Source organism: Roseomonas sp. WA12 (assembly GCF_054165765.1).
Genome location: NZ_JBSTUI010000002.1, coordinates 565,895 through 590,970 on the forward strand (window position 1 = coordinate 565,895; position 25,076 = coordinate 590,970).

The 25,076-nt window shown below is 61.3% G+C and carries 17 protein-coding genes and 4 pseudogenes; 10 read left to right on the top strand and 11 right to left on the bottom strand.

Going from position 1 to position 25,076, the window contains the following annotated elements; translation table 11 throughout:
* The first annotated feature begins 105 nt into the window (after positions 1-105).
* From ACVBD7_RS25160 to ACVBD7_RS25170, 3 genes are all read left to right on the top strand, one after another.
* The gene (locus ACVBD7_RS25160) at positions 106-579 is read left to right on the top strand and encodes a helix-turn-helix domain-containing protein (RefSeq protein WP_458098221.1); all 474 of its coding nucleotides are present in this window, start codon (positions 106-108) and stop codon (positions 577-579) included.
* A 22-nt stretch (positions 580-601) separates the two neighbouring features.
* On the top strand, positions 602-1,834 hold the full coding sequence (locus tag ACVBD7_RS25165) for an ABC transporter substrate-binding protein (RefSeq protein ID WP_458098222.1): 1,233 nt from the start codon (positions 602-604) through the stop codon (positions 1,832-1,834).
* An 837-nt stretch (positions 1,835-2,671) separates the two neighbouring features.
* The gene (locus tag ACVBD7_RS25170) at positions 2,672-3,127 is read left to right on the top strand and encodes a cupin domain-containing protein (RefSeq protein WP_458098223.1); all 456 of its coding nucleotides are present in this window, start codon (positions 2,672-2,674) and stop codon (positions 3,125-3,127) included.
* 826 nt (positions 3,128-3,953) lie between these two features.
* On the opposite strand, the gene ACVBD7_RS25175 is transcribed toward ACVBD7_RS25170, so the two are convergent.
* From ACVBD7_RS25175 to ACVBD7_RS25210, 8 genes and pseudogenes are all read right to left on the bottom strand, one after another.
* Positions 3,954-4,865: an AraC family transcriptional regulator gene (locus ACVBD7_RS25175; RefSeq protein ID WP_458098224.1), complete on the bottom strand. Its 912-nt coding sequence runs from the start codon at positions 4,863-4,865 to the stop codon at positions 3,954-3,956.
* A 959-nt stretch (positions 4,866-5,824) separates the two neighbouring features.
* On the bottom strand, positions 5,825-6,538 hold the full coding sequence (locus ACVBD7_RS25180; protein WP_458098225.1) for a response regulator: 714 nt from the start codon (positions 6,536-6,538) through the stop codon (positions 5,825-5,827).
* Positions 6,539-6,629: 91 nt separating this feature from the next.
* A complete protein-coding gene (locus ACVBD7_RS25185) occupies positions 6,630-7,628 on the bottom strand; it encodes a tripartite tricarboxylate transporter substrate-binding protein (RefSeq protein ID WP_458098226.1) in 999 nt (332 codons plus the stop codon).
* Between the two features lie 132 nt (positions 7,629-7,760).
* Entirely contained in the window at positions 7,761-8,786 is a 1,026-nt protein-coding gene (locus ACVBD7_RS25190; protein ID WP_458098227.1) for an LLM class flavin-dependent oxidoreductase, read from the bottom strand.
* Between the two features lie 448 nt (positions 8,787-9,234).
* Positions 9,235-10,212 (bottom strand): annotated as a pseudogene (locus ACVBD7_RS25195) (IS66 family transposase).
* A 201-nt stretch (positions 10,213-10,413) separates the two neighbouring features.
* Positions 10,414-10,761: pseudogene (gene tnpB, locus ACVBD7_RS25200) on the bottom strand (IS66 family insertion sequence element accessory protein TnpB).
* Positions 10,758-10,946: a hypothetical protein gene (locus ACVBD7_RS25205; RefSeq protein ID WP_458098228.1), complete on the bottom strand. Its 189-nt coding sequence runs from the start codon at positions 10,944-10,946 to the stop codon at positions 10,758-10,760. Before ACVBD7_RS25205 ends, tnpB begins: the two are co-directional and overlap by 4 nt.
* Positions 10,947-12,034: 1,088 nt before the next feature.
* Positions 12,035-12,271: a hypothetical protein gene (locus ACVBD7_RS25210; protein WP_458098229.1), complete on the bottom strand. Its 237-nt coding sequence runs from the start codon at positions 12,269-12,271 to the stop codon at positions 12,035-12,037.
* A gap of 1,008 nt (positions 12,272-13,279) precedes the next feature.
* Here ACVBD7_RS25210 and ACVBD7_RS25215 point away from each other — a divergent pair.
* Together ACVBD7_RS25215 and ACVBD7_RS25220 are read left to right on the top strand one after the other, a co-directional pair.
* Positions 13,280-14,164 (top strand): Bug family tripartite tricarboxylate transporter substrate binding protein, encoded by an 885-nt coding sequence (locus tag ACVBD7_RS25215; protein WP_458098230.1) that lies wholly within the window; start codon positions 13,280-13,282, stop codon positions 14,162-14,164.
* 366 nt (positions 14,165-14,530) lie between these two features.
* A pseudogene (locus tag ACVBD7_RS25220) lies at positions 14,531-15,676 on the top strand (IS701 family transposase); the annotation flags it as partial.
* On the opposite strand, the pseudogene ACVBD7_RS25225 reads toward ACVBD7_RS25220, so the two are convergent.
* The 3 genes and pseudogenes from ACVBD7_RS25225 to ACVBD7_RS25235 form a co-directional block, all read right to left on the bottom strand.
* Positions 15,673-16,126, bottom strand: a pseudogene (locus tag ACVBD7_RS25225) (IS110 family transposase); the annotation flags it as partial. The pseudogenes ACVBD7_RS25220 and ACVBD7_RS25225 sit on opposite strands and share 4 nt — an antisense overlap.
* Before the next feature lie 516 nt (positions 16,127-16,642).
* Positions 16,643-17,968 carry an LLM class flavin-dependent oxidoreductase gene (locus ACVBD7_RS25230; RefSeq protein ID WP_458098231.1) on the bottom strand — a complete coding sequence of 442 codons (1,326 nt, stop codon included), beginning with the start codon at positions 17,966-17,968 and terminating at the stop codon, positions 16,643-16,645.
* Positions 17,969-18,037: 69 nt separating this feature from the next.
* A complete protein-coding gene (locus tag ACVBD7_RS25235) occupies positions 18,038-18,724 on the bottom strand; it encodes an HpcH/HpaI aldolase/citrate lyase family protein (RefSeq protein WP_458098232.1) in 687 nt (228 codons plus the stop codon).
* Positions 18,725-19,229: 505 nt separating this feature from the next.
* Between ACVBD7_RS25235 and ACVBD7_RS25240 the strand changes: the two genes are divergently transcribed.
* The 5 genes from ACVBD7_RS25240 (at position 19,230) to ACVBD7_RS25260 (ending at position 25,062) form a co-directional block, all read left to right on the top strand.
* Positions 19,230-19,994, top strand: a complete 765-nt coding sequence (locus ACVBD7_RS25240; protein WP_458098233.1) for an SDR family NAD(P)-dependent oxidoreductase — start codon at positions 19,230-19,232, stop codon at positions 19,992-19,994.
* 32 nt (positions 19,995-20,026) lie between these two features.
* Positions 20,027-20,728, top strand: coding sequence for an alpha/beta fold hydrolase (locus ACVBD7_RS25245; protein ID WP_458098234.1), 702 nt, complete (start codon positions 20,027-20,029; stop codon positions 20,726-20,728).
* Positions 20,729-20,960: 232 nt separating this feature from the next.
* Positions 20,961-21,977, top strand: a complete 1,017-nt coding sequence (locus ACVBD7_RS25250) for a Bug family tripartite tricarboxylate transporter substrate binding protein (protein WP_458098386.1) — start codon at positions 20,961-20,963, stop codon at positions 21,975-21,977.
* 276 nt (positions 21,978-22,253) lie between these two features.
* Entirely contained in the window at positions 22,254-23,768 is a 1,515-nt protein-coding gene (locus ACVBD7_RS25255; protein ID WP_458098235.1) for a 4-hydroxyphenylacetate 3-hydroxylase family protein, read from the top strand.
* Between the two features lie 28 nt (positions 23,769-23,796).
* Entirely contained in the window at positions 23,797-25,062 is a 1,266-nt protein-coding gene (locus tag ACVBD7_RS25260) for a cytochrome P450 (RefSeq protein ID WP_458098236.1), read from the top strand.
* Positions 25,063-25,076: the final 14 nt, after the last annotated feature.

The window sequence follows — 25,076 nt, forward strand, 5'->3', positions numbered from 1 at the left end:
TGTGAGCGGCGGCACAACGCTTAACAACGCAGTACCAGGACTGAACACCACACATCGTCCTGCTTGCCTTACTCCGACACGGTCATCATCCCAGGAGATGTTCCCGTGCTTGGAGAGCAAGCTACTGTCGGAGGCGTGGGTTCGCAGCAGGCGGCCCGGCTTTTTACTGCACATGCCATTTACCTGCTGTGCGCTGAGTTCAGGCGATTAGAGCAGGCTGCCGCGCCGCGACGCGGGTTAGCCGAGTGGCAAGTTAAACAGGTCACGCGCTACATGCGCGAGCATCTCGATGAGGAGATGGGCCTCGCCAACTTAGCAGCAATGGTGCGGCTTAGCCGCTCGCATTTCTGCACGGCCTTTCGCCTAGCGACCGGCCAGACTCCTTATGATTGGCTGGTCGCGTTGCGCATTGAGAGAGCGCAGGAGCTCTTGAGTCTACCCGACCTGTCTATCACCGAAATCGCGTTGGCAGTTGGATACCAGACCCCCTCATCATTCACGGCTAGCTTTCGGAGGACAGTCGGCGTTACACCAACGGAATACCGACGGACGCTGTGCGAGATTGCCAGTATCCAGTGAGACTAGGCACGGAGTCAGCTTCATGATCGCCACGCGTCGCCACCTTGTCTGCGGGGCGGCTGCCGGAGCACTCGCTGCAAAGGTTGGGCGCGCGCAAGGGCTGACGCCGATCCGTTTGGGAATCCTCGGCGACTTCTCCGGCCCCTACCGCCATCTCTCCGGACCCGTGAACGTCACCTGCGTGCGTCAGGCCGTTCTGGAAGCCGGTCTGGCCGAACGTGGCATACCCGTTGAGGTGGTGCAGGCCGACCACCAACAGCGGCCGGATATAGGGCTTTCAATTGTGCGGGAATGGTTCGACCGCGGCGCGGTGGACGTGGTGCTGGAGGTGAACAACTCTGCTGTTGCCCTGGCCTTGAACCGCTTATGCCAGGATAAGGATCGTATTCACCTGAATACCGGGGCTGCGACGTCGGAGCTGACGGGCACACATTGCGGCCCGAATACCATCCACTGGGTTTTCGACACCTATATGGCCGCGCGCTCCTCGGGCCGAGCCACGGCCCGAGCTGGAGGCACTCGCTTCTTTTTTATTACTGCCGATATGGCGTTCGGCCACCAGATGGAGCGGGATTTAGCAATCTTCATTGCCGAAGAAGGCGGTCGGCTCCTGGGCAAAGTACGATATCCTTTCCCGTCCACGACCGATTTCTCTTCCTATTTGATGAGCGCGCGTTCAAGCGGCGCGAACGTGATCGCCTTCCTGGCCTCTGGAACCGACTTCATTAATTGCGTTAAGCAGGCGCATGAGTTCGGCCTCAACCAGAACGGCAGGCGACTGCTCGGGACCGTCGGATTTATCAACGATGTGCATAGCCTGGGTCTCGAGGCGGCGCAGGGCCTTCTGCTAACGGAATGCTTCTACTGGGACCTAAACGATCGGACGCGTGCCTTCACTGCCCGAGTTCTGCCGATGACAGCCGGCAGCTATCCGAACCAGTGCCAAGCCGGAGCTTACTCTGCCGCGTTGCACTATCTCAAAGCGGTTGCCCAACTCGGTCATGCCCGTGCCAAGCGGTCCGGACGCGAGATAGTGGAATTGATGAAGCGGATGCCGACCGATGACGACGTGTTCGGCCCGGGTCTGGTCCGTGCTGACGGCCGCAAAATCCACGATGTCCACCTTTTCGAGGTTAAGCGCCCGGAGGAATCGCGTGGCGGCTGGGATTACCTAAAGCTGGTCTGGACGTCCCCCGCCGTCGAGGCATTCCGGCCGATGGAGGCGGGCGGCTGTCCGATGGTGACACGGCTTTAGTGTGAGAAAACCCGGCCGTGCGTTGAAGCAGCTGTCGGTCTATTCCGCATGGGCGTGAAATCTACAAGTCATCCCAGCAGATCGGACTAGCATTGATCTTGGGCGATATCCTTCTCCCTGAGGCGCGACAGCTGCGGTGTGGCTCAACGTTGAACGATTCTGCCCCGCGTGCCTAAACGCGGCGGCCATCGGATGATCCTCCGAAGTCGCGGCAGCGAGTGTGAGGCAAGACGGATACTGCCACGCTCGATCCAACTGACCGATCTTTCGTTTATCGATAGCTAATCGCGGCGGAGTGTCATTGGATCGTGACGCAACCAGCCGGAGTATATGATTGCATATCCTTTCGGTCCGTCGCCGGGGCTCGCGGATTGTCAGTATAACATTTTCCTCGTGCTTCTGAGGTGTCTACTTATTAAAGTCTGCACAATTGGCTGTGGCGTAGCCGTCTGCAACTGGCACGAGACCTCATGGTAGCTTCAGATTTTACTCACAGGCACATAACACCGGTATGCAGCATTGCACAGAAAAGCCGACTTTCACAAACATCCAAGCGTTCGGGCGGCTCAGCGCTGGACGCTTGGCTTCGATCTTGCACCTACTAATTTCTAAACCGCAAACCAGCAATGGTGCCCCTTGTCAACAGCGAGCAGAATGTCAGCAACCTGGAAACTGACATCGTGGGCAAGCTACCCGCTTCAGATCAACGCAGGTTGAACGATCCTCAGGGGCCAGGAATCGACTTCAAAGTTACAAATTTCAGAACGATCGCCAGTTCTGAAATTCTGCGGAAAGATAGTTCACCTAAACCGGCCTCGTAGACACAACGGATTGATCATGACAGTGCATTCTAACCTTCCAGGCTTCATCAGCCGTTCTGAGGATCGCCAGTGGCTGGAGTTCGGCGGCGAGCGCGTCAGCATACGGCTCGCTAGCAAACACACCGGCGGCAGCTGCTCGATCGTTGAGGGTGTTCTCGCTCCGCTGAGCGGCCCGCCGCTTCACATCCACCAGCACGAAGACGAGATCGTCCAGGTGTTAGAGGGCGAGCTACGGTTTATGTTGGGGAAGGAAGTCTTTGATGTAGCTGCAGGGAGCTACGTGTTCATCCCACGCGGGATGGCGCATACTTGGCGCAACTTGACGGATACAACGGTCCGGGCAGTTGGTTTCTTCTCGCCCGGCGGCGCTGAGGCAATCTTTGCGCAGTTTGCGGACTGCGGGTCCGAAGACTTAGCTGCGCTGGCCAACGTGCACGGTACGATCTTCGTGGGCCCGCAAATTGGCAGCTGAGCTTGCACGGTCAGCTTTGCGTTCCGCCTCATAAATCCATCCGTCGGGTACAAAGGCGAAAGGGTTAGAGTCACTGGTTAAACAGACGCGGTCGCCGGCCATGGATCTGGTGACCGCGTCCCGCCGCTTGAAGACGGATGACAGCGTCATCCATAAGTCGGTGTCGCAAGATATCCTGCCTCGGGACTCGAGCACCGAGGCTTGGAGGTCGGCTACGAGTTGGACCATAAAGCTATCGTGGCGCACAGCCGGCTCACGCCCATGCCACTAATTGCCGATCGTCCGGCATCAACTACCCGGTCAATGCGCGCTCGGCCTCTCCGGCCAGCGGCACGCGAGCGTCCTCGGCCAGCTCGGACGCCGTACAACGGATATGCGCCCTTCGCGCCCCTTGACGCCACCAGGTCGGAGAAATCCAAATCCGCTGTGCCATTCTCAACACCTTCATTGTTCTTGCAACACTCGACACATTTGTACCCGCTCGATTATACGGCGAAACGCATAATTGCCGCCCAGGGCGGATCACACAACAAAACCAATTGCAGTCGACCAAATAGAATCAAATCGAACACAGTCACAATTAGGCAGCTACTTGGCTGTCAAGCTTTGGCCTGGACTGGCGGCAGGACTGGATCAGCCGTTTACTCTGGGCTGAGGCGGTCCGCTCGGACTAGCCTGCCGCCACGCGACCCGCGCAATACGGTACCACCTACGACACACGGGTGAGGGCTACTTCGAGGAGCTCAGAGTGGCTCAGCTCTGCGACACAGGCTGAGCATTATATGCCACTTAAATCTACGAGCACTCCATGCCTAAATAGACAACTTCAGCGTGGGCGGGAACGGCGCCATGCACCTGGCGTAAATCCGACTGATCGTTTAAACTGACGGGTGAGATGACTCTGATCTGCGAAGCCACACTGATCGGCAATATCAGCAAGCGAGAAATTAGACTTAAGTATGAGATCCCGAGCGCGTTCAACACGGCAGAGCTGTAGCCAGCTATGAGGAGTATGCCCCGTTGATGCCTTAAACGTACGTATGAAGTGGAACACAGATAGACCGCATGTGTTAGCAATCTCCTGCAAAGACACTTCACGGTGCAAATTACTCGCGATTATTTCCTTGGCGCGCCGGACCTGCCACAGCGCTAGACCTCTCGAAGTTGAGCTAATCTTACTAGCTTGGCCATACGTAGAACAAAAATGTGCCGTCAGCGCGAGTAGTAGGTGGTCGAGAAAAAAATTCGTGGTGCGGTTTTGCTCTACCATTGCGTCCAACAATAACGGAACCATCCGCTGCACGGTGATATCGTATGTGTTCCAGTCGGTATGAGGACGAAGAACAGCAACGGGTGAGAGTCCCGCATCTTGTGCAACATCATCAAGCGCTTGCCGCGGAATATGTATGTACAAACATAGTGGCGATACCGCGCCAACTAACGACATCGGGGCGACATTAAGATCAATGAGGTGGATATGTCCCGCATGAAGGGCAGGGGCCACGGTGGAGCGGCCATTGATAAAATGCTCATGAGGCGGACCGTTGCTCAAGTGGTAAAGGGCGACGAAGCCGTCATCCTGCGGCATTGAAATTGAGAGATTGAGGGCAGACGGATCAGGTGCAGTAGGCACAAAGCGGCGAATGCGTAGTTTTGACCGCCTAGTATGAACGACGGAAGCAGGAGGCAGCGACACGACACTACCAAAAGGATCGAACATCACAGTTTCGTTAATCATAAAGTAGCTGTCCAGGTGCGTATCTCGATACGCTGGACATAGTTACTGCACGCCGCTGCAGCAAGTGCGCCCGGAAGTCCACCGCGTCACGCATCTGATTGTGACCGTCCAGAAGGCGAATGGGTGTTGAGCTTTTGTCCGATTGCCCAACGCCGAACCTGCATGAGCGCTGGACAGAAAAGACTTGCTCTGTTGCGGGACGCGGAATGTGATGCCGCTCATTTCGATATTGACGTCAGATGGTCAGCAGGAGCACTAGACTTACCGGGGTGAAGCTGGGTTCTCTGGCTGGCACTTTCCATCAACTGATTATCTGTTGGTGATAGTGGTTCGAAAGGCGTTGAAGCTTCTACAGTCAAGGGTCACCGTAGCTGCCTGGAGCAAATGAGCTGGGTGGCAGAGATAGTCAAAGATCTTGCGTGCGACGTTGCGCTTGAGGCAAAGGATGACATCCGGCTTGCTCTTTCCCACGGTTGTGCGCCGCCAGACGTGGTCTAGGGTGGGCTGGTGAGGCCGCCTGCGCACGATGACCACGCGGTTAAGAGCGGCGTTGGCCTACCAGTCGCTGCCACGGCTGATGCGGTCCGGCGGCCTTATCGCTGGAGGCGGGGGTAGGGCAGGCGCCGCAGAATTTAATTAGGGCCGCGTCGGAGAGGATGCACTCGGGATGGTCGCCAGAGAGAGTAGCATCTCGGCCGCGGTGCCTGTGCCCTTGCCGCGGGCCTGTATAGCTCAGGCACGAGACTTTAGGTCAGTCACGCTCCCAAGGGCTTCGCCTCGGCTAACAGGCGCAGTATGCCCTCCACACGCCAACGCCGCCATCTATTCATCCCAGTGGTTATCTCCATCCTGCCTTAGTCCTCAGCGCCGCACTTACGTGCGTCGCTTAGGTCAGTACTCATCACCTATCACAAGAAGCGGCCCTCGCCGGACGGCTGACCTCTGGGAGGCGCGCCCATTTACGGCACTGCGTCTCGAACCGTGTCGACACTCGTGCTGAATACATAGCCCAATCCGCGCTCGGTGCGGATAAGGGAGGGTTGCGACGGCTCCTGTTCCAGTTTTCGGCGTAGCCGCAAAATGGTGACGTCGATGCTGCGGTCATACACGTCCTGGTCGTTGCCGCGGCTGTTGAGCAGGAGCTGGTCGCGGCTCAGGATCTGATTCGGCGCCTTAAGGAAAGCATGCAGGAGATTGGCTTCCCCACGTGTCAGCCGTACTACTTTCCCGTCTGACGCTTTTAACCAGCGTCCATTCAGGTCAAGTTCCCAGTTTCCGAAGCGGAAACGCAGAATTCTGCGGCGGGAGGTTGTCCCGCGGCCCGTAGCATCGACCCGCCGCAAGATGGCTCTCACGCGCGCCAGCAGCTCACGTAGCCCAAAGGGCTTCGGCAAGTAGTCATCAGCGCCAAGCTCCAGCCCGACCACCCTGTCAGCCTCGTCAGTCAGGTGCCCCGTAATGATAATCACTGGCGCGCTGGTCAGATCCCCTAAACTGCGGAGCAGCTCCAGCCCATCCTCGCCAACAAGTTGGAGTTCAAGGATGATGAGGTCCACCGGCTGCCTGCGGACGATCTTGAGCATGTCCGCGCCGTTCGTCACCGAAGTCACCAGAAAGGCGTGCTCGGTCAGGTAGTCGCGCACTATACGGCGCATGTAAGCGTCGTCGTCCACCACAAGTATATGCGCTTGCATCATAGCTTTTGCTCGAATGGGCGTGCGGGGTGGCGAGCCAACCTCTGTTCCATCAGATCGCCCAAAAAAACTACTCTTCCGAGCTGAAGTCTGACGCAGCTACAATCGATGCCCAATGCCTTTGTTCTGTGCGGATACGCTCTGCGAAATCCAAAGGGGTGCTCGTTACGCTTCGGTACTCGAGGAGGGCGAGTGCGTTTTGCAGATCTGTCATGGCAGTCACTTCCATTACTGCTTGGCTTAGACTCTCCACGATTGTGGCGGGCGTCCATGCTGGTAACAGAAAGCCGAACCATTCTTCTGCAGTAAGCTCGGGGTGGCCGAGTTCCGCAAAAGTTGGGAGCTCCGGTACGCGACCAAGCCGCTGTGCTGCAGAAATACCAAGAATCCTTACCTGGCCAGCTCGATAAAGTGGCATAACATCTCCGAGCACCACTGACACGAATGAGATCTGCTTGGACAGTAGGTCCTGCAGAGCAGGTGCTGCGCCGCGATAGGGAACGTGGATCGTGGAAATAGAAAGTGCTCTGGCTACTTGCACTCCGAGAAAATGCGGCATTGATCCCGCAGCGGGACTCGCGAACGAAATCGCAACAGGTTGGAGTTTAGCCCAAGCGGCCAGCTCCGCCAGACTCCGTGCTGGATGATCAGCTCGAATTGCGAGGGCGAAGGGGAAGGCGCAGACGGGTGAAACCGGGGTAAAGTCCGTAAGCGGATCATAGCGTAGCGTGCGGGAGTACGTGGACGGATAGACAGTCAACGTGCTTGCGGGAGTAAGAATGAAGGTACTGCCATCAGGACGCGCCACCTTCGCCATATCTAGCGCAACACGACCGCCGGCACCGGTGCGGTTCTCCACGACAACTTGCGTCGCGAATTTGCCTCGCAGCCGCTCTGAGTAGAGGCGGGCCACGATATCTATTGAACCACCCGCTGGGAAGCCAACTAGCGCCCGCGCAAATTGGTTGGATACCAGTGAACCTGCCATCAACGGGCGGCTACCGGTGCCAGCAGCGGTACTCAGCCCCGCGAGACTGCCTGCAAAGGTACGCCGGCTTATCTTCCTCATGTGATCATCTTTCGTCGATAACCCGCTGTCGCCCAGTTCGGGGTAGCGCAGCAGAGACTACAGGCGCGTTGTTGAGTTATGCTGAGCTCGATGAGATTACCCAGCCATATGTTATCCCGGCTGTGGCATCTTTCATTCCATGCGGGAGGCAGATATGTCGTTTTCTAGAACCGGCATTATTTCGCCCCTGATTGCCGCAACAGTCGCTAACGATGCGGCGAGCGGAAGATTGCCGAACGCCACCTGACACAGAAGGTAAGTAACGCCTGCGCTTCGCGTCTGCTTCATTATTGCCTCACGCACAGTGCTGACTGAGCCTACAATACATATTCCATTAGCCATTGCCTCTTCGAAGCTTGGAGGGGCTTTGGGCGGTTGGGTGATGCCATGCTGGCGTTCCAAATGACCGAGCATCTGGTACCAAGATGCGTAGGCTGGTTTAGCGAGATCCTCCGCCTCGGCATCTGTCTGCGAAATCACAATGTGCCGGGCCATTCCAAGGAGAGGCATACCGGTTTCTCCGGCCGGCCAATTTGCCCGGTAAGCATCAGTTACCGTGCGCACTTTCTCCACACGCCCGAAGCTCGCCAAGTTCATTCCATTTCTCGCAGCCCAAGCTGCAGTCGACGGGTTGTTGGCACCGTACCAGATTGGTGGGCGAGGGCTTTGAAAGGGACTTAGTGCCACCGGCACGTCCCGTAATTGGAAAAAGCGTCCAGCGTAGGAGATCGGACTACCGACCATCGCCATCTGGATGATGTCCCATGCTTCGCGGAACCGATCCCCCGCGCTCTCCACCTCCACACCGAAAAACCTAAGCTCTATTCCAGACGTACCACGACCGATTCCAAGTTCCACCCGTCCGCGACTTATCTGATCAAGCATGCATGTTTCTTCAAAGGTCTTGAGTGGATGCTGAAGGGTCAGAAGCGAGACTAGTGTGCCGAAGCGCAGTCGCTTAGTGCGCTGTGCAAGCGCGGAGAGAAATACCGACGGTGAGGAAGCAATTCCATGAGGCGTGCCATGGTGCTCAGCCACATGGTAAGCACGGAAACCGGCCGCATCGCACGTCTCTGCAAGTTGCAGGCGATCCTCGTACTGCCGCGCATGGCCAAGACCCGAGTCATCAAGATGGTCGAAGATGCCGAATTGAAGCATTGGATCCCTAGATGAGAGCTAAGCCGAGAGAGGCAAACGTATGCTTCTCGCCATCCCATGGCTTGATCGATCTGGGCATAAATAGATGCATTTTGCGCCCACTCAGAGGCTGGCTTGAGAGAGCAGTTTCAGCGCCGAGGTAATCGGAATTCATGGCTGCATACTTTTGATCTGCTACCATCCGGGATAGCCACGCTCCCAGGTGCGCTGCTTGCTACCACCACGCACAAAACTGCCGAACGACCGCTACGGCGCCTCCCTGGCCGAGCGCGGCACTGCCGCGGGCATGCACTGGTAACGACCGCCTTGACCATTGGAAAATAACGACTGGAACGACGTCCGGACGAGGCCGAGCGCAGCACGAGCCTCGCCAGGAAAAGAAACGCCAGAGCCGCACCTCCACTGGCCAGTTTGGGCATCTTCCCGTCCGCTGTTAGGTCTCGAGCATTCAGGCGTGGAGGTCGGCGACGAGCGGGGCTACGACGGTGCATCGGTGCAGGAGGCGGCCGGCAGCCAGACACCCTTCACTGTCCGCTCGGCGTCGTGTACCCCGGTCGACGCATCTCACGGCCTCAGCGGCGAGCGGAGCACGTGCGACCGCGGACAGGTCGAACAGCTTCCTGCGGAAATGCACCCGGCAGGCCGCCTCGGTGATCGGGGCCGGCTTGCGGTTTGGTCGGTAGAGCTTTTCGAACCCGCCGTATGTGTCGGTCAGCAGGATCTCGGCGTAGGTGGCTAAGTTCCGTCTCGGGTTATCGGCCGCGCCGTCACGGGAGAACTGGAACAGGGCGGCGGGCGGGGCTGGTCCGGCAAAGGACCGGTCGTCACGCATAGTGGTTCAGAGGCGGGCCGTGATAAGGGCGTGCGGGGGTGAGAGCACGGCCGCCGCAGTGCCGACCCAATCGGCCAGGGTGGAGACGCTCAGCTCCACCCCCTCCTGGGCGTAGGTCTTGCTCTGGCGGTGCAGCGGCAGGTCCTGGTCGTACTCGGCCTCCAGTATCAAAGCCAGCATGTTCGACCTGGCACGCCCGCGGGCGAGACAATGGAATGGCGAGGGTGGCTGGGTGACGGCCTCGCAGGCGTGGCAGATCACCTTGGTCCGCTCTGCAGCCCAAGCCCGCACGGTCTGGGCCGCCTTCCAGGACCGGAGCACCTCCTCAAGGGTCTCGTGACGTCCTCGGCCAGCTTGGAAGGCCCGTCGCCGCAGCAGGGGTAGGCGGCGAGCGTCGGCACCACTATCCGCTCGCTCGCCAGATAGGCAGGTAAAGCGCCCCGGACCGACTTGTGGGGCAGCGGTACCCCAGGCCGCTCCCCGCCCTGGCCCCCGGCCCGCGTCGTGTCCTCGGCCACGGTCGCGACGAGGTAGCCTAGCTCCATCTTCAATTGCTCGATGAGTTTGCGGCCGCGCTCGGAGAAGGCGCCGCACTTGTTGTGGCGCAGCTTGGCGATGACCAGCTTAAAGTGCGCAGTCATTGCCTCCGCACCGGGCGCGCGTGCCCCGCGCTCCACGGCAAGGGCCGACCGGAGCGCCTCAACCTCTCCGGTCTGATCCGGTACGGGCGTCATGGGATGAGTGAACCGGACGGCTGGACGCGCCGCCAGCACAGTAACCCTCGCCCTGGCAGGATCAGCCCACGACCCGCGGCCCGTAGGTACGCTGCGGGTTCCGCCAGTCGATTCCGTCGAGCGTGTAGGCCAGCTGGGAGGAGGAAATGGACACGGAACCGCCTGCAGGCGCTGGCCACAGGAAGCGTCTCCGCTCCAGCCGCTTGGCATAGAGCAACATGCCGAGCCCGTCGTGCCAGAGGATCTTGACCTGTTCGGCGCGCATGCCGCGGAACACTCAAAGTTCGCCCGCGTGGGGATCGCGCCCGAGCGCCTCCTGCACCTGCAGCGCCAGCCCGTTCATGCCGCGGCGTATGTCCGTGTGACCCACCGCCAGCCAGACTCGCACACCGGAGGGGACGGGGATCACCCGCGCAACCCCGACAGCACACGGCGGAGTGCGGTTAGTCCGATCTCCTCGGCCACGCGCAGGATCGTGCCGTCCGGCCTGACGATTTCGACGGAGCGGCTGCCCTCCACCACACCGTTCTCGGCGGGTTCGGCTGCAGGAAAATCCTGCAAAACGTGCACCGGGACAAAGCTCGCCGTCGCCACCGTGAGGCGTCCCCGCCGCGGCGCATCCCGCCACTGCCAGAGCAGGCCCCGACTGACGTCGTACCACTGCGCGACGTCGGTCAGCGTGGCGCCCCGTCCATCTCGGTCAGGATACGAAGCTTCTCCTCGACGCGCCAGCGCCGACGCTGCTCCACCCCGCTGATGATCTCTATCCCAAATCCCGCCTGCTCTTACCGACACTCTTAGAAACACAAGTAAGATCAGCGGACGCGCAGGTCAGGGAAGGCGGCTCTCCCCGGATGGATACGATAAGAGCGGTGTAGGGCGCTAATAATCGTGCAGTGTAGGGGACCGCAAGATCGCAATGTAGGACGGAACATCGAGCAGGCGCGGTGATCAAGGTGGTGGAAGTATGGAGATCTGAGCAGCACGGTGCCGCTCAGGACTCAATGGAGAAATACCATGCGCGCACTCTTCGCTTCGGCTGCTTTCACAGTGATGATGGTAGCCGGATTTAGCAGCCAATCACATGCATCGGGCGACAACAGGCCGCGATCGGGCATTGTGTCCAGCACCTCTGGCGCGACTGTTCCGGTCGCTGGCCCGACGGCTTCTGCTAGGCGGTCGCCGATTGTCCGGTCGCCGGATGCGCGTGGGTCGCGCGCGCTCAAGACGCTGGAGCGTTCCGGGGCAACAGGAGGTGGCGGTCAACACAGCTAAGTTGATAGGCTTGGCTAGAGATAGCGCTACGTCTCTCAGCCTAGAGGGGACCGGCCATGCCGATGGGCGGTCCCCAGCAAAGCTCAAGTTCAGTATGCAGGTGGGGCTTGGGTCTTGTGGTGCTGACCAGCTCCCCTGAGGTGATCCGGGCGTGCCTCTAGTGAATGATGCCAGGAGCCGCGGCTGATCCAAAAGGGACGGAGCTGTCCGACGGTGGTAAGTGGTGCTGCTGAGGCACCCCTGGCGCCGGTGGCCGGTGGCCGGTGGCCGGTGGCCAAGCGAGGACTGCCAGCGGCCAACGTTGTAGCGTCGACGTTGGACCCAGCCATCACGTTCGCCTCGGCCAGCATCATGAAGACTCCCGTGTTGAGCAGCTCATCCCGCAGCTTGCCAGTGAACCTCTCGACCTAGCCGTTCTTCCAGGAACTGCCCGGATCCATGTAGGCAGTTGTCGCGCCGGTGTCGGTGATCCCGCCCCTCCTTACGCTTGCTGCGAGCTCCAGCCAGATGGCAGACTGGATGTTGCCCGGCGTGCCGCACTGGATGAGCAGATCCGACAGCAAGTAGATCACTTGCGTCGCGTAGAGCTGACGGCTCACTCGGATCACTAGGCACTCCCGGGTGTAGTCGTCGACGACGTTCAATATCGGTAGCTTGCGACCATCATGCTTCCGGTCCCCGACGAGGTCATGGGAGCAAACATGGATGAACGCTCCGTGCGCAACCGCACGCAGGAAACGCTATTCAGACAGAGCCGACCACGCTCTTGCTGCTGGGCCGCGACCTTCAGCCCACCGATGCGCCATACCTGCTCCACCCGCTTGTGGGTGCAGGACCAGCCCTCGCCTTGCAGCAGCGCCGAAAACCGCCGGTAGCGGTTCCGGCCGAACCGCCGGGCCGAGTCGACGATGCTTGTCCTCAAGACCGCCTCGTCACGCGGCGAAGCCGCCGCGCTTCGCTGCGTCGACCGGTTCTACCTTAGCACCGCGCAGGCTCGGCGCTCCGACGCGCCGAGCTGTCGCGTCACACCCCATCAAAGCCCGGCGTCGCGCCGAACTCATTATCTTCCAAGGTAGTCTCCTTCAGAAGCACATTGGCTAGCGTCACGTTCGAAGTCGCCCGACGCAACCGTGCGCTCTCCAGCTCCAGCTCGATTAGACGCCAATCTTGTCCAGCTGAAAACTGCCGTACTCTGCCCGCTAATGAGAATACACTAGCTCCGAAGCCGGATCACCCGCACCGGGTCGGACCACAAATTTGCGATGGCCTGTCAGAACCGCGACATGCTGCAGCTTGGCGACGATCTCCCCCGGCTTATGCCTCTTCTTACGGTCCTCCTCCACCTCCCTCTGATAGACGCCCGACCACATAACCGGCGAACTACCCCTAAGGGGACACGGCACTTGCCGCTATTTCAAATAGCTACCTTTAAAAGGTCTTGAAGATAGCGGCATTGCGGCGTATCAGGCGCGAGACGGTTCACAGAAGACCGCACTGGAACTGCTCGGTCCGGCCTACCATAGCGGAGACAAGCCTTGCCGTCTGAGAGTCCTAGTAACCAGACTACCCGCCGCCAAGTACTGTTGGCCGGCCTAGCCGGCCCCAGAGTCGCCTTGGCCCAGAATGCAGCTGCCAGCTATCCTGACCGCCCAGTGCGGATCATTGTGCCCAACGCCGCCGGCGGCTCGGCGGACACCATTACGCGCATGCTGGCGCAGGAACTGCAACGCCGTCTGAGCCAGCCCTTCCTGATCGAGAACCGGACAGGCAGCAACGGCATTATTGCACTGGATCACGTCGCGAAGTCGCGGCCTGACGGCTACACTCTGATTACTGCCTCGGTCTCGCAGATTGTCAGCAACCCGCTAGTCTACCGCAGCGTACCCTATGACATCGACCGCGACTTCCTGCCGGTGGGCATGCTCTGGGAGTACTACAACGCTGCTACCGTCGCGCCCTCGCGCGTGGATGCGGGCAGCTTCGAGGCCTTCGCCGCCTGGGCCAAGCAGCGTCGGATTGAGCCGATCTTCGGCTCTTACGGCATCGCGACGTCGCCGCATTTACTGGCCAGCCTTTATCTCAGCCGCGCTGGCCTCGAGGGCGTGCACGTTCCATATCGGGGTGGGGTGGAGATCGTGACGGCAATGATGCGCGGCGACGTACATTTCACCATCTCTGACCTAGCCACCCAGCTTCCCTTCATTCAGCGCGGCGACCTGCGAGCCCTGGCCGTCACCGGTCCGAAGCGCTGGCCCGCGCTGCTCAATGTTCCAACGGTCGCCGAGCTGGGACTGCCCTATCTGGAAGTGACCATTTGGAACGGCATGATGGCTCCGGCCGGCACGCCAGTCGCTGTTCTGGAAAGGTTGACCGAAGCAAATGCAGTCATCATGGCCGACCCTGCATTTCAGGAACGTGTGCGGTTAGCAGGCGCTATGCCGATGCTCCCTTCTCCGGAAGCGATGCGCCAGCGAATCCTGGCGGAGCGCCCGCGCTGGCAGGAAATGGTCCGCATCTCCGGCGCGCAGCCAGTGTGAGAAGGCGACGCCAGCCAGCCGGGTTGACGCTGCGCTATCTCCGCCGCCAGGAGCGTAGCGGATTGACGCGACATGCGGCAGCACCGCAGCCGGCCTGCGGGTATGTTCAAACTTGAAGGGCGTCCGCGTGTGCTCGACTTTGCAAGGGGACATCGTCCGCTTAGTTTGAGCCCACCTGAACAAGGCGGAGATCGACTTGTCTAAGCTGAGACTATGACGGGCAACGCCTTCAGCCAGGCCTCTAATTCCCAGCTCCGGGCTGAGTGCCTGAACTCCCCAGGGTTAATGTCATTAGCACTACTTTGGCAGGTCGGTTGAACCGGTCTACTGGTTAGGCACCATGATCTGGTGTGATTGAGCGCGGTCATGATGTCAGGCAGGGGCTGGCGGACGGAGCTGGGGTGCTGGCTGGTGCCGTTTGTGGCGGCGCTCGGGCATGCGGAGCGACGGGCGATGTGCCCGCTTCATGTCGCAGGCCTGATCGGACCAGGCGAGCGCAAGAGCATCCAGGCGATGGCCGAGCGCATAGGCCTTCCTGGCCACGACGCCCTGCACCACTTCATCGTGGGCGGGCCCTGGGACATCGAGCCGCTGGAGGCGGCGCTGGCGGTCGAGGCGGACCGGCTGGTGGGCGCGCCGAACGCGTCCTTCGTAATCGACGGCACAGCCCTGCCCAAGATGGGTCGCGCCTCGGTCGGCGTCGCGCCGCAGTACGTCACGGTACTCGGCAAGAACGCCAACTGCCAGACGCTGGTCTCGCTGACACTGGCCCTCGCCGAGGTGCCGATCCCAATTGTCCGAAGCAGTGCCTCAGACCCTCTCGGAGAGCGGGGTCAGCGAGCCGGTTCGCCCCGTGTGCTGGAGCTCTGGAGGACACCGCGCAGCAAGCCCGAGCTCGCCGTAGCCGAGTTGGACCGGGTCGTGGCAGCGGGGGCGCGGTTCGGCACCGTGCTGCCTGATGCGGGCTACGGCGTCAGCGCCTCATTCCGATAAGGCCTGAGCGCGCGCGGTCTGGACCGGGCGGTCGGGATCCCGCGCGTCCTCAAGGTCTACGCGGTCGACGTCGCCTGCCCCCGAGCCCGATCATCTCTCCCGCTCGGCCTAGGATGTCCTCGCGGGCGCCCTGCGGCGCACTATTGCCTGGCGCCGCGGCACCGAGGGGCGACTCACCGCCCGGTTCGCGGCCCTACCATCCGCGTCGCGGACGGACAGGCCTAGCAGATCGGCGGCAGGCCTGCGCAGCACCTTCTGGGCGGGGAAGCCTGGGTGGTGGGCGAGCGGCGCGCGTCGGACGTGACGAAGTACCACCTTTTCAGCCTGCTCGCCACGGGCCCCAACGCATTGGCACCTGCCATCAAGGCGTGCTGGAACTACGAGCAGGGGCACCAACAACTCAAAGAAGAGCTCGGCCTCGGCCACTTTCAGGGGCGCTCGTGGACTGGCCTGCACCGACACGCGCTGATGACGATGCTGGCCCTTGCGTTCCTGCGGCACCACCGCCTGACTGAGGCCTTGGAGACAACCTTAGGGGTCATCGACAGCTCCTGGATGTCGTTGACGCCGTGCTCCAGCGGGTCGTGGTAGGGACAGGCAGCCCCGATCCGCAGCATGCGCAGGATGACCTGGGCGTCCTTAGGATTGTTCCTGTCCCAGCCGTGTGCAGGGCAGTCTCGTGCGGGCCAGAGCCACCGAGGAGATCAACCGAACGCCAAAGCCAGCCTACAGCAGTCTCCAGGCGAGTGGGCGGTGGTAGGGGCCGGTCGGCTCCAGGCCCACCGTAACCGGGCGCTCCATTGCTTGCAGATCGGCCACAAGCAGGTCGTGCTCTGCACGGGTGTTGATCACCGTTATCCTCGGGCGCTGCCGAGCATCTGGCACCCTCGCTCAACACCTCATGTTTGAGCCTGCCACGTCGGTGGCGACAAGGACAGCGGCAGGGGGCGTAGGATAGGACTTGGTCATGGCTGGCTGGCTCCTCTCCTTGTGGCTGGACACCATCACTGTGGAGGCTTGCTTGCCGGTCGTGGCCGCCTAGGACCGGATCACGCCCGATCCGGTTGAACCTTCCTGATGTGCTACGGACTGGAGTTGGCAGTTATCGCCGTAAAGGGCTGGTTCACCGGCGTAGGCGCGAAGACCGCGTTCATCGAGCCGGGCAGTCCATGGGAGAACGGCTATGTCGACAGCCTTAACGGCTAGCCCCGGAAAGATCTACTCAACGCAGAGGTGTTCAACACGCTGGCCAAAGTCAAGCTGGCGCAGGCACTACAACACCGTCCGCCCGCACTCGTCTGTGCGCCACTGACCGCCCGCGCCAGAGGTTCTCCTGACGCTCCGCGTACAATCACCAGCAGGACGCTCACCCTCCGGCTCAGGCCCGACGACCCACGTGCGACCTCAAAATTCCACACAGATTAATTCGAAGAACTTGGTTGGTGGGATGTCTAGCACGGAGAGATTGATCAACCCTTCTGAACGTCAGTGCGCACTTGGAGGCAGAGGAACGCCGAGATGATCGCGCAACGTCGATCCTTCATAGGATGTACGGTATATGCCACGTCGCTGAAGTTCCGGAACCACTTGGTCGACGAACTCGTGGACACTCAGCGGAGAGAGCGCAGGCAGGATGTTGAAGCCATCCGCTGCGCCAGCGTTGAACCACTCCTCCATCACGTCGGCTATCTGCTCAGCGGTCCCAATGACGGTATTATGGGTGTTGCCGATTGCGACATTCTCGTAGAGCTGCCGGATCGACCAGTCATTTCGCCGTGCGGTGTCCAGGATCAGAGCGGCTCGTGTAGCGAGTTGCTTGTCCCTGCGTAGATCAGGCACAGGGCCGTCGAGCGGATAGCCAGAGAGGTCACCAAAAACGCCAGTGAGGTACTTCAGGCCGACCAGCGGATCGATCAAAGCCTGCATCGCTCTGAATTTCATTTTTGCTTCCTCTTCGGTCGAGCCGACAACCGGAAGAAGGCCAGGCATGACCTTCAGATCATCTGGTTGGCGGCCGTACTTGGGCATGCGCTCCTTGAGCGCATTGTAGAACCTGCGCGCACCGTCGATGGTGTTCTGCACGGCGTAGACGACATCGGCGGTGCGGGCAGCAAGCTCCTGCCCCTCCTCGGATGCGCCGGCCTGAAAGACAATTGGGCGGCCCTGGGGGGAGCGCGGCGTGCCGAGCGGGCCTTGAACCTGAAAATGTCTGCCCACGTGGTTGAGGACACGCACCTTGCTTGGATCGAAGAACATCCCGCTGTTGCGGTCGTAGGTAAAGGCGTCGGGCGCAAAGCTGTCCCAAAGGCCAAGCACGACGTCCACAAACTCCTCCGCCCTCTCGTAACGCATGGACTTCTCCAGGATGTTGGCGGAGCCAAAGTTAACCGCTTCTTCGTCCTGAAAGGAGGTGACGACGTTCCAACCGCACCGTCCCTGGCTAATCTGGTCAAGCGATGCGAAGGCGCGAGCGATGTGATAGGGCACGCCGAAGGTGGTTGACGCGGTCGCCGCAAGGCCGATCCGGCTGGTTCCCATAGCCAGCGCCGAGAGTAGGGTGATGGGCTCGAGCGCGCCCTTGGTGTGGCGGCCCAGCACGCCTTTTGGTGTGTCCGACATGGAGAAGGTGACGAAATCCGCGAGGAAAGCGACGTCGAACAGGCCGCGCTCGGCCGTGCGCGCGATGTCGAGATAGAAATTGACGTCACTGATGCCGTTTGGCGGGACCTCCGGGTGAAGCCAGGCGCTATGGTGATAGCCGTGCCCGGCCATCGAAAGGCCTAGCCTGATCTGGCGCTTCGCTTCGCTCATTTCGGTCACTTCCTGCTGTCACGGGGCACTCCGTGGAGTGCTGGGAGGCTGGCGGGCGGCCCTGGTAGATTAAGCTGCGTAAAGGTCGTTGATGATCGGCACGTGGCGGGCGTCGATAGTCAGCCGGCCGCGGAAGCCCATGGCGCGGGAGCGTGTGCTGGCCTCGGCCAGGCCTTCCAAGTCTCCTAGCGGCCGGTAGTTCTCGTCGAGCGCCGGCACGCCGCTGGCGGCGGCCGCGTTCACGACGCGTCCCCGGCCATACAGCAGGGACTCCCAGCGGCGCTCGCTGCCGAGGGCAAGGGCGAGGTCCTTTCCACCGAACATCAGCGCCTTCAAGCGCGGCGATACCCGCCCGATCTCCGCAGCGTGCTCCACGGCCGCGGCCGTCTCGATCAGGGCAATCAGGTCGCAGTCCGGCAATAATTCAGTGGCAAGCCGGATCTCGTGAGGATGAAGGACCTTCGTTAGCACGACGAGGTCCGGCTTCCAGGAGGCGGACCGCAGCATCAGCACGTCTCGCAGCCCGTCCTCTTCCGACAATGGGTTCATGCGAATTCCGCGCGCTCCCGAATGAGGGCCGGGATCGGTGTGGAAAGCCGCGGCGAGGTGGCGCGCCGCATCCTTGTCCGTAACCGTGTCCTCGAGATCGATGCAAAGGACATCCGCGTCGCAGGCAGCATTCACCCGCAAGGTCTCCGCATCGGCTCCGGTGGAGAGCAGTACGCTTCTATAGGCGGGGCACTGCGTGCTTGTCATCGATCTGCTCCGGATCAATCGTTGTCGGCGGGCCGATGGATCGTGATCGGCATCACGCGGAAAAACGTTTTACCTACATCCAAGGCCCTACCGACTCGAAGCTGACAGTCTCCGCCCTCCGGCCTGCGACTCAGCAAGGCTGCTGAATGAGCTCGCACGTCAGTGGATCCGGCCTCTTCGCTCGGCATGATTGCCATGGCGGCGCTCCACGAGCTGCCCAAGCTATCCATCACGCCGGAACGGCTGAGGCCTGACCGCATCGGCTCTGGGAGGCTAAGTCCACACAGCTTCAAGGTAAAGGTATTAAAAATGGGAATACCGAGCGTTCCGTGGTGCTCGGCGGGGGCTGTACAGCTTCGGCCACGCCAACCGACGGGGCACCGGTCAATATCGATTATTGCTTTCTTCAATACCTTTTCTAAGATGCTTATGGTCCCGTGTGCCTGCGGTGGCGTGGCGCTATCGATGACGTGCATCCGGTCTGCTGACAGAGGGACAGTTTCCCATGAGTGAAGCGGCGCGTTCGGCCCCTTTCTGGAACTCCCACCTGCCTAGTGACAGGCTCAAGGGGCGCAAAATCCTGCTGACGGGCGCGGGATCCGGCATCGCTCGGCGCGCTGCGGCGCTGTTCGTTGAGGAGGGTGCGGCGGTCGCCATGATGGACCGCGACGCTGATACACTGCGACAGGCGGCTTTGGAGGTTGGTGGCACGGCCGTTGTCGCCGACGTTACGGATGAGGTCGGAGTGCGAGGCGCCGTGGAGCAGGCCGTCGCGGCACTCGGAGGGCTCGATGGGCTCGTCAACTGCGCCGGAATCTCTAAGCCGGGACGTGTCGAGGATGTAGACATTGCCGACTGGCGCCAGGTGGTCGAGGTAAATCTCATCGGGCCGCATATCGTACTGCGTGCCTGTTTGCCCCACCTACGGCAGACGCCCTTTGCGACGGTGGTGAACGTTGCATCCGGGCAGGGTTTAATGCCGGCCGGACCCAGCAACTCCGCCTATGCGGCCTCGAAGGGCGGCCTAATCAATCTGACGCGTTCGCTGGCCAGGGAGCTAGCGCCGCGGATCCGCGTGAACAGCGTCTGTCCGGGGATGGTGCCGACGTCGCTGACGGAGGGGCGGACGGGCGATGGCAGCCAGTATGCCCTCAAGCGAAATGCGACCGTCCTGGAGGTGGCCCAGGCTATCCTGTTCATGACCGGGCCGGAATCCGCCTTCATCACCGGAGTCGCCCTTCCGGTCGATGGCGGCCGCACCTTTCACTGAACTCGCCTTCCCTCCGCATCAGGATCGACCAGATGTCCGTTCCGACTTTGATGATTCCTGGCCTGAACTGCTCGGCCGTGCTCTTCCGCCATCAGATTCCACTTATGTGGCGCTTTGGGCCGGTGATGGTGTGTGACCACCGCGGCGCAGACAGCATCGAGGGTTTGGCAGATCTCGTTCTGGCTGATGCACCGCCGAGGTTCGCCCTGGCGGGGCTGTCGATGGGCGGCTTCATCGCATTCGAGATCATGCGGCGCTGCCCGGAGCGGGTGACACAGCTTGCGCTGCTTTCGACATCTGCTCAGCCGGAGGTGCCCGGCGGGCCAGGGGCCGGCCTGCGGGCCGAGCGCGTTAAGATGGCCCGTGAGGGCCGCTTCGCCGAGTTGCCGCCGTTGCACTACGCCCGAAACGTGCATCCCTCCCGCCAGACGGATGAGACGCTGCGCGCCACTCACCGCGCCATGACGGAAGAGGTAGGGCCGCAGGGTTACATCAATCAGCAGAACGCGAACATGAATCGCCCGGATTCGCGCCCCGTGTTGGCCGGCATAACCTGCCCGACGCTCGTGCTGGTCGGGGACACCGATCTGTTGGCACCGCTCGAGCATGCGAAGGAGATGGCTGCAGGCATTCGCGGTAGCCGCCTCGTGGTGGTTCCGGAATGCGGACATCTCTCTACGCTGGAGCGGCCCGAGGAGGTGAGCGCTGCGATGCTCACCTGGCGGTCGCAGTGAGCCGGCTGACACTTTCCGGGCAGGGCTGGGGCGGCGGGATACCGCCTGTCCGCGTGGCCGGGTTCGTTGCGGACTGACGGCACGCGAAGGCTGTCATCCTGGGCTGACCCTGGATGGGCGGCAATTTGCGGCGGAGCTGCAGGCAACAGGCAGCCCGCCTCGAGAGGAAGTTGCGAGCGGCAAGGCTTGCCAGGGCACGACATTCTTCCACTCATCTCAGGAGGCTCTCTTGGTGAAGCAAGTTCAGTTGTGGTCGGACTCTTGCGGCGTGGGGCGGCGATCGGTCCTAGGCGGGGCCGCCGCGCTGCCGTTCATTGCCGCTGGCTCTCAAGCTCAGGATGCTGCCACCTATCCAGAGCGGCCCGTGCGAATCGTGGTGCCCAACCCGCCCGGTGGTGGCAGCGACATCATGAGCCGGATGCTGTCGCAGGAGCTACAGGCGCGATTGGCGCAGCCGTTTCCGGTAGAAAACCGTTCGGGCAGCAACGGCATTATCGGACTGGACAACGTCGCGAAGTCTCGCCCCGCCGGCTACTCGCTGATCGTCGGTACGGTTAGCCAGTATCTCTGCAATCCCTTCGTCTACCGGAGCATTCCCTACGATCTTGACGCGGATTTTGTTCCCGTTGGACTGACCTGGGAATACTGCAACGTGGCCGCCGTCCCAACCGCGCATGTCCCGGCAAGGACGATGGGCGAGTTCGTGGAATGGGGCAGGAAGCAGCGGCAAGGGGTAACTTACGGTTCCAATGGAATAGCGACCTCGCCACATCTGCTCGGCTCACTCTTCATGCAGAACACCGGGATCACCGGCGTGCATGTTCCTTTCAGGGGCGGCGCGGAGACTGTCGCTTCGATGCTGCGTGGCGACACGCAGTTCACGATGACAGATGCGGCCTCGCTGGGTCCCTATATCCGGCAGGGGAGCTTGACGGCGCTGGCTGTCACGGCCGGCACGCGCTGGCATTCCTTGCCCGAGGTGCCGACGATGGCCGAGGTTGGGATGCCGCAGCTCGAGGCGACGATATGGACGGGGATCTGCGCGGCCTCCGGCACCTCCCAGGCTGCCGTGGATAAGCTCTCCGGCACCATCGCGGCAATTCTGAGCGAGAAGGGGGTGCAGGAGCGTATCCGCGCCGCGGGCGCGAGCCCTCTGATTCCCGATCCGGCCAAGATGAGCGCGCTGATCCGGGCAGAGCGCCCGCGTTGGGGCGAGATGGTCCGCCTCGCGGATGCGCGGTTGGACTGAAACCTGGTCCGGGAGCGCCGGCGGTATCGCCGGCGCTCCAGCCATGAGGTGTGCTGCGGAGGACCGCTCCTCAACGTTGACAGACGATCGGACGCATTGCGGCCGGACGGCATGATTTGACTCCGACTGAAGGCTCCGCACCGGCCAGAAAAAACTCTTGTGATAGCTTCTAAAAATAGGTATCGAGATCTGAGTTGGATGGGTTGTCTGCAGTGCCTCGGGTCAGGGTCGGCCCAGAAGCCCGCGGTATGAGCTCTTGCACAGGGAAACGCAGCCATGAACAGTTTGAATCCGAGCGGCCGGACCTATGTGAAAGACGGCGCGCAGCACTTGCAGAGCATGCGGGACGGCCGGTCGGTGTATCTTGACGGACAGGTGATCCACGACGTGGCATCGCACCCTGCTTACCGCAATGCGGTGGGCTCGGCGGCCGCGCTGTACGAGTACCAGGCACGTCCCGAGAACATCGAGCGTATGACCTTCGATCTCGGCGGTGGACACAGAGTGAACCGCGCATGGCAGCTGCCGACTAGCTATGAGGAACTTGTTGAGCGCCGGAAGGCGCTGGTTGAATGGGCGGAGCAGACGGGCGGCTTTCTTGGACGCTCACCAGACCATGTCGCTTCCTCCGTCTCGGGGCAGTACATGGGTTTGGAAGTATTCGAAGCGCACAGTCCCCAGCGCGCAGCGGCTTTTCGCGAATGGTACGAAGAGGCCCGACGGAACGACATCTTCCTGACCTATGTGATCAATAACGTGCAGGGCGACCGTTCCAAGGCCTTCGGCGACCAGGGCGAGGGCTCCGAGGACATGATCGCCCGCATCGTCGATGAGGATGCCTCCGGGATTACCATCCGCGGTGCCAAGCTTTTTGCTACGTCGGCGATCATGGCGAATGAAATCTTTGTTGGCTCGGGGCAGCCGCTGAAGCCCGGAGAGGAGGACCTCGCCTTCGCCTGCGCGCTGCCGATGAATGCTAGGGGGCTGAAGCTTCTCTCGCGCAAGTCGTTCGAGGCGAGTGCCGCGAGCGAGTATGACAATCCTCTATCCTATCGCTTCGACGAGAACGACGCGCTGGTCTTCTTCGACGACGTCAAAGTCCCCTGGGAGCGCGTCTTCGTGCATCGCAGCACCGACATGTGTCGAGCACAGCTGCACGACACGCCGGCGCATGTCTATCAGAACTACCAGGCGCAGATCCGTCTCTCGGTGAAGCTCCGTTTTCTGGTCGGTCTGGCGCGTGGTATTGCCGAAACAATCGGCACTATAAACTTCCCGCCGGTTCGGGACACGCTGGGTAAGCTGGCCTCTCAGGCGGCGCTAATTGAGGGGATGGTGTTCGGCATGGAGGCGGGCGGCTCAATGCGCGGCCCCTATTTCCTGCCGAACAAGCACCTGCTCTACGCCGCGCAGGTACAGTCGCAGGAGATGTATCCTCAAATTGTCTCGGCTATCCGCGAGCTGGCCGGGGGCGCCTTGTTGATGCTGCCCTCCTCGGCGAAGGACTTTGGCAATCCCGAGCTGGACCGCATCATCGGCCTGACGCAGGTCTCCCCTGTGATGTCGGGGAAGGATCGAGTGAAGTTGCTGAAGTTGATCTGGGATGCGGTCGGCTCCGAGTTCGCGTCCCGCCACCTTCAATACGAGATGTTCTATGCCGGCGCGCAGTTTGTGACCCGCGGGCACTCCTTCCGCACCTACGATTGGGAGCGTGCGGGCAGTGTGGGCAAGGAGCTTATGTCGTCTTACGAGCTGAAGGACAGCGTCGTCTCGTCCGGCCGCGCGGCCTGACGAGACGCCGGAGGAGCAGGAGGGCACCATGCCGGGCGATGTGATCCTAAACTCAGTTCCGGAGCGCGCGGCAGTCGCCGCTGGATGCCCGTTCCATGTGGCCTCAGTGCCGGAATACTCGACGTCGCGGGGCTGCCCTTTAGATCCGCCGCCAAGCCTGCTGGCGCTTCAGAGGGAGCGGCCAGTCAGCAAAGTGCGGTTATGGACGGGGCAGGAAGCCTGGCTTGTCACCCGCTATAACGAGGTGCGAGCAATCCTCACGGATCCGCGCGTCAGCGCCGACAACAGTCGGCCGAACTATCCTGGCGCCAATCCGGGGATGGTTTTTGTGCGCAGGCAATACCCGAGCTTTATTTCGATGGATTCCCCGGACCATCTGCAGCAGCGACGCATGCTAACGGCGGAGTTTACGGTGAAGCGCATCCAAGCGCTGCGGCCGCGACTGCAGGAAATTGTCGACGGTCTGATCGACGGTCTGGTGGAGAAAGGTCCGCCCGCGGATCTCGTGGAGGATCTTACCCTCGCTCTGCCCATTACCGTCATCTGCGACTTGCTCGGCGTTCCGTATGAAGATCAGCCCTATTTCCATAAGCTCGGCGCCCGAATCGCCTCTTCAAAGAGCTCTCCGGAAAGCGCGGCGGAGGCTAGCAAGGAACTGTGCGATGGCTACATCGGCAGCCTCATCGACCGCAAAAATCTTGCTCCGCAGGATGATCTGCTGAGCCGCCTTGTCATTGGGCAGATGCGTCCCGGCAACCTAACGCGGCATCAGCTGATTGGTATGTCGCGCCTTCTGCTGACGGCCGGGCATGAGACGTCGGCCAATGCCATGGCGTTGGGCATCGTCGCCCTGTTGCAGAATCCCGACCAAAAGCAGGCGCTCATGGCCGATCCCACGCTGCTGGACAACGCGGTGGAGGAGATCCTGCGCTATGTGGACGTAGCGCACTCCGGTCGCCGGCGGACTGCTCTCGAGGACATCGAGATTGGGGGCGTGACGATTAAGGCGGGCGACGGAATTATCGCGCACAACCCGCTGGCGGATCGTGACCCGCAGGCCTTCCCGGATCCAGATCGTTTCAACATTCATCGCGATGCGCGCCACCATGTGGCCTTCGGTTACGGCCCGCATCAGTGTCTCGGGCAGCCGTTGGCGCGAGCCGAGCTTCAGATCATGATTGGCACCGTGTTCCGCCGCATCCCGACCCTGGAGTTGGCTGCGTCGCTCTCACAGATAGAGTTCCGCGAGCAAAGCTTCGTCTATGGCGTCGAGCATGTGCCGGTGACGTGGTAGGCGGGGAAGGAGGA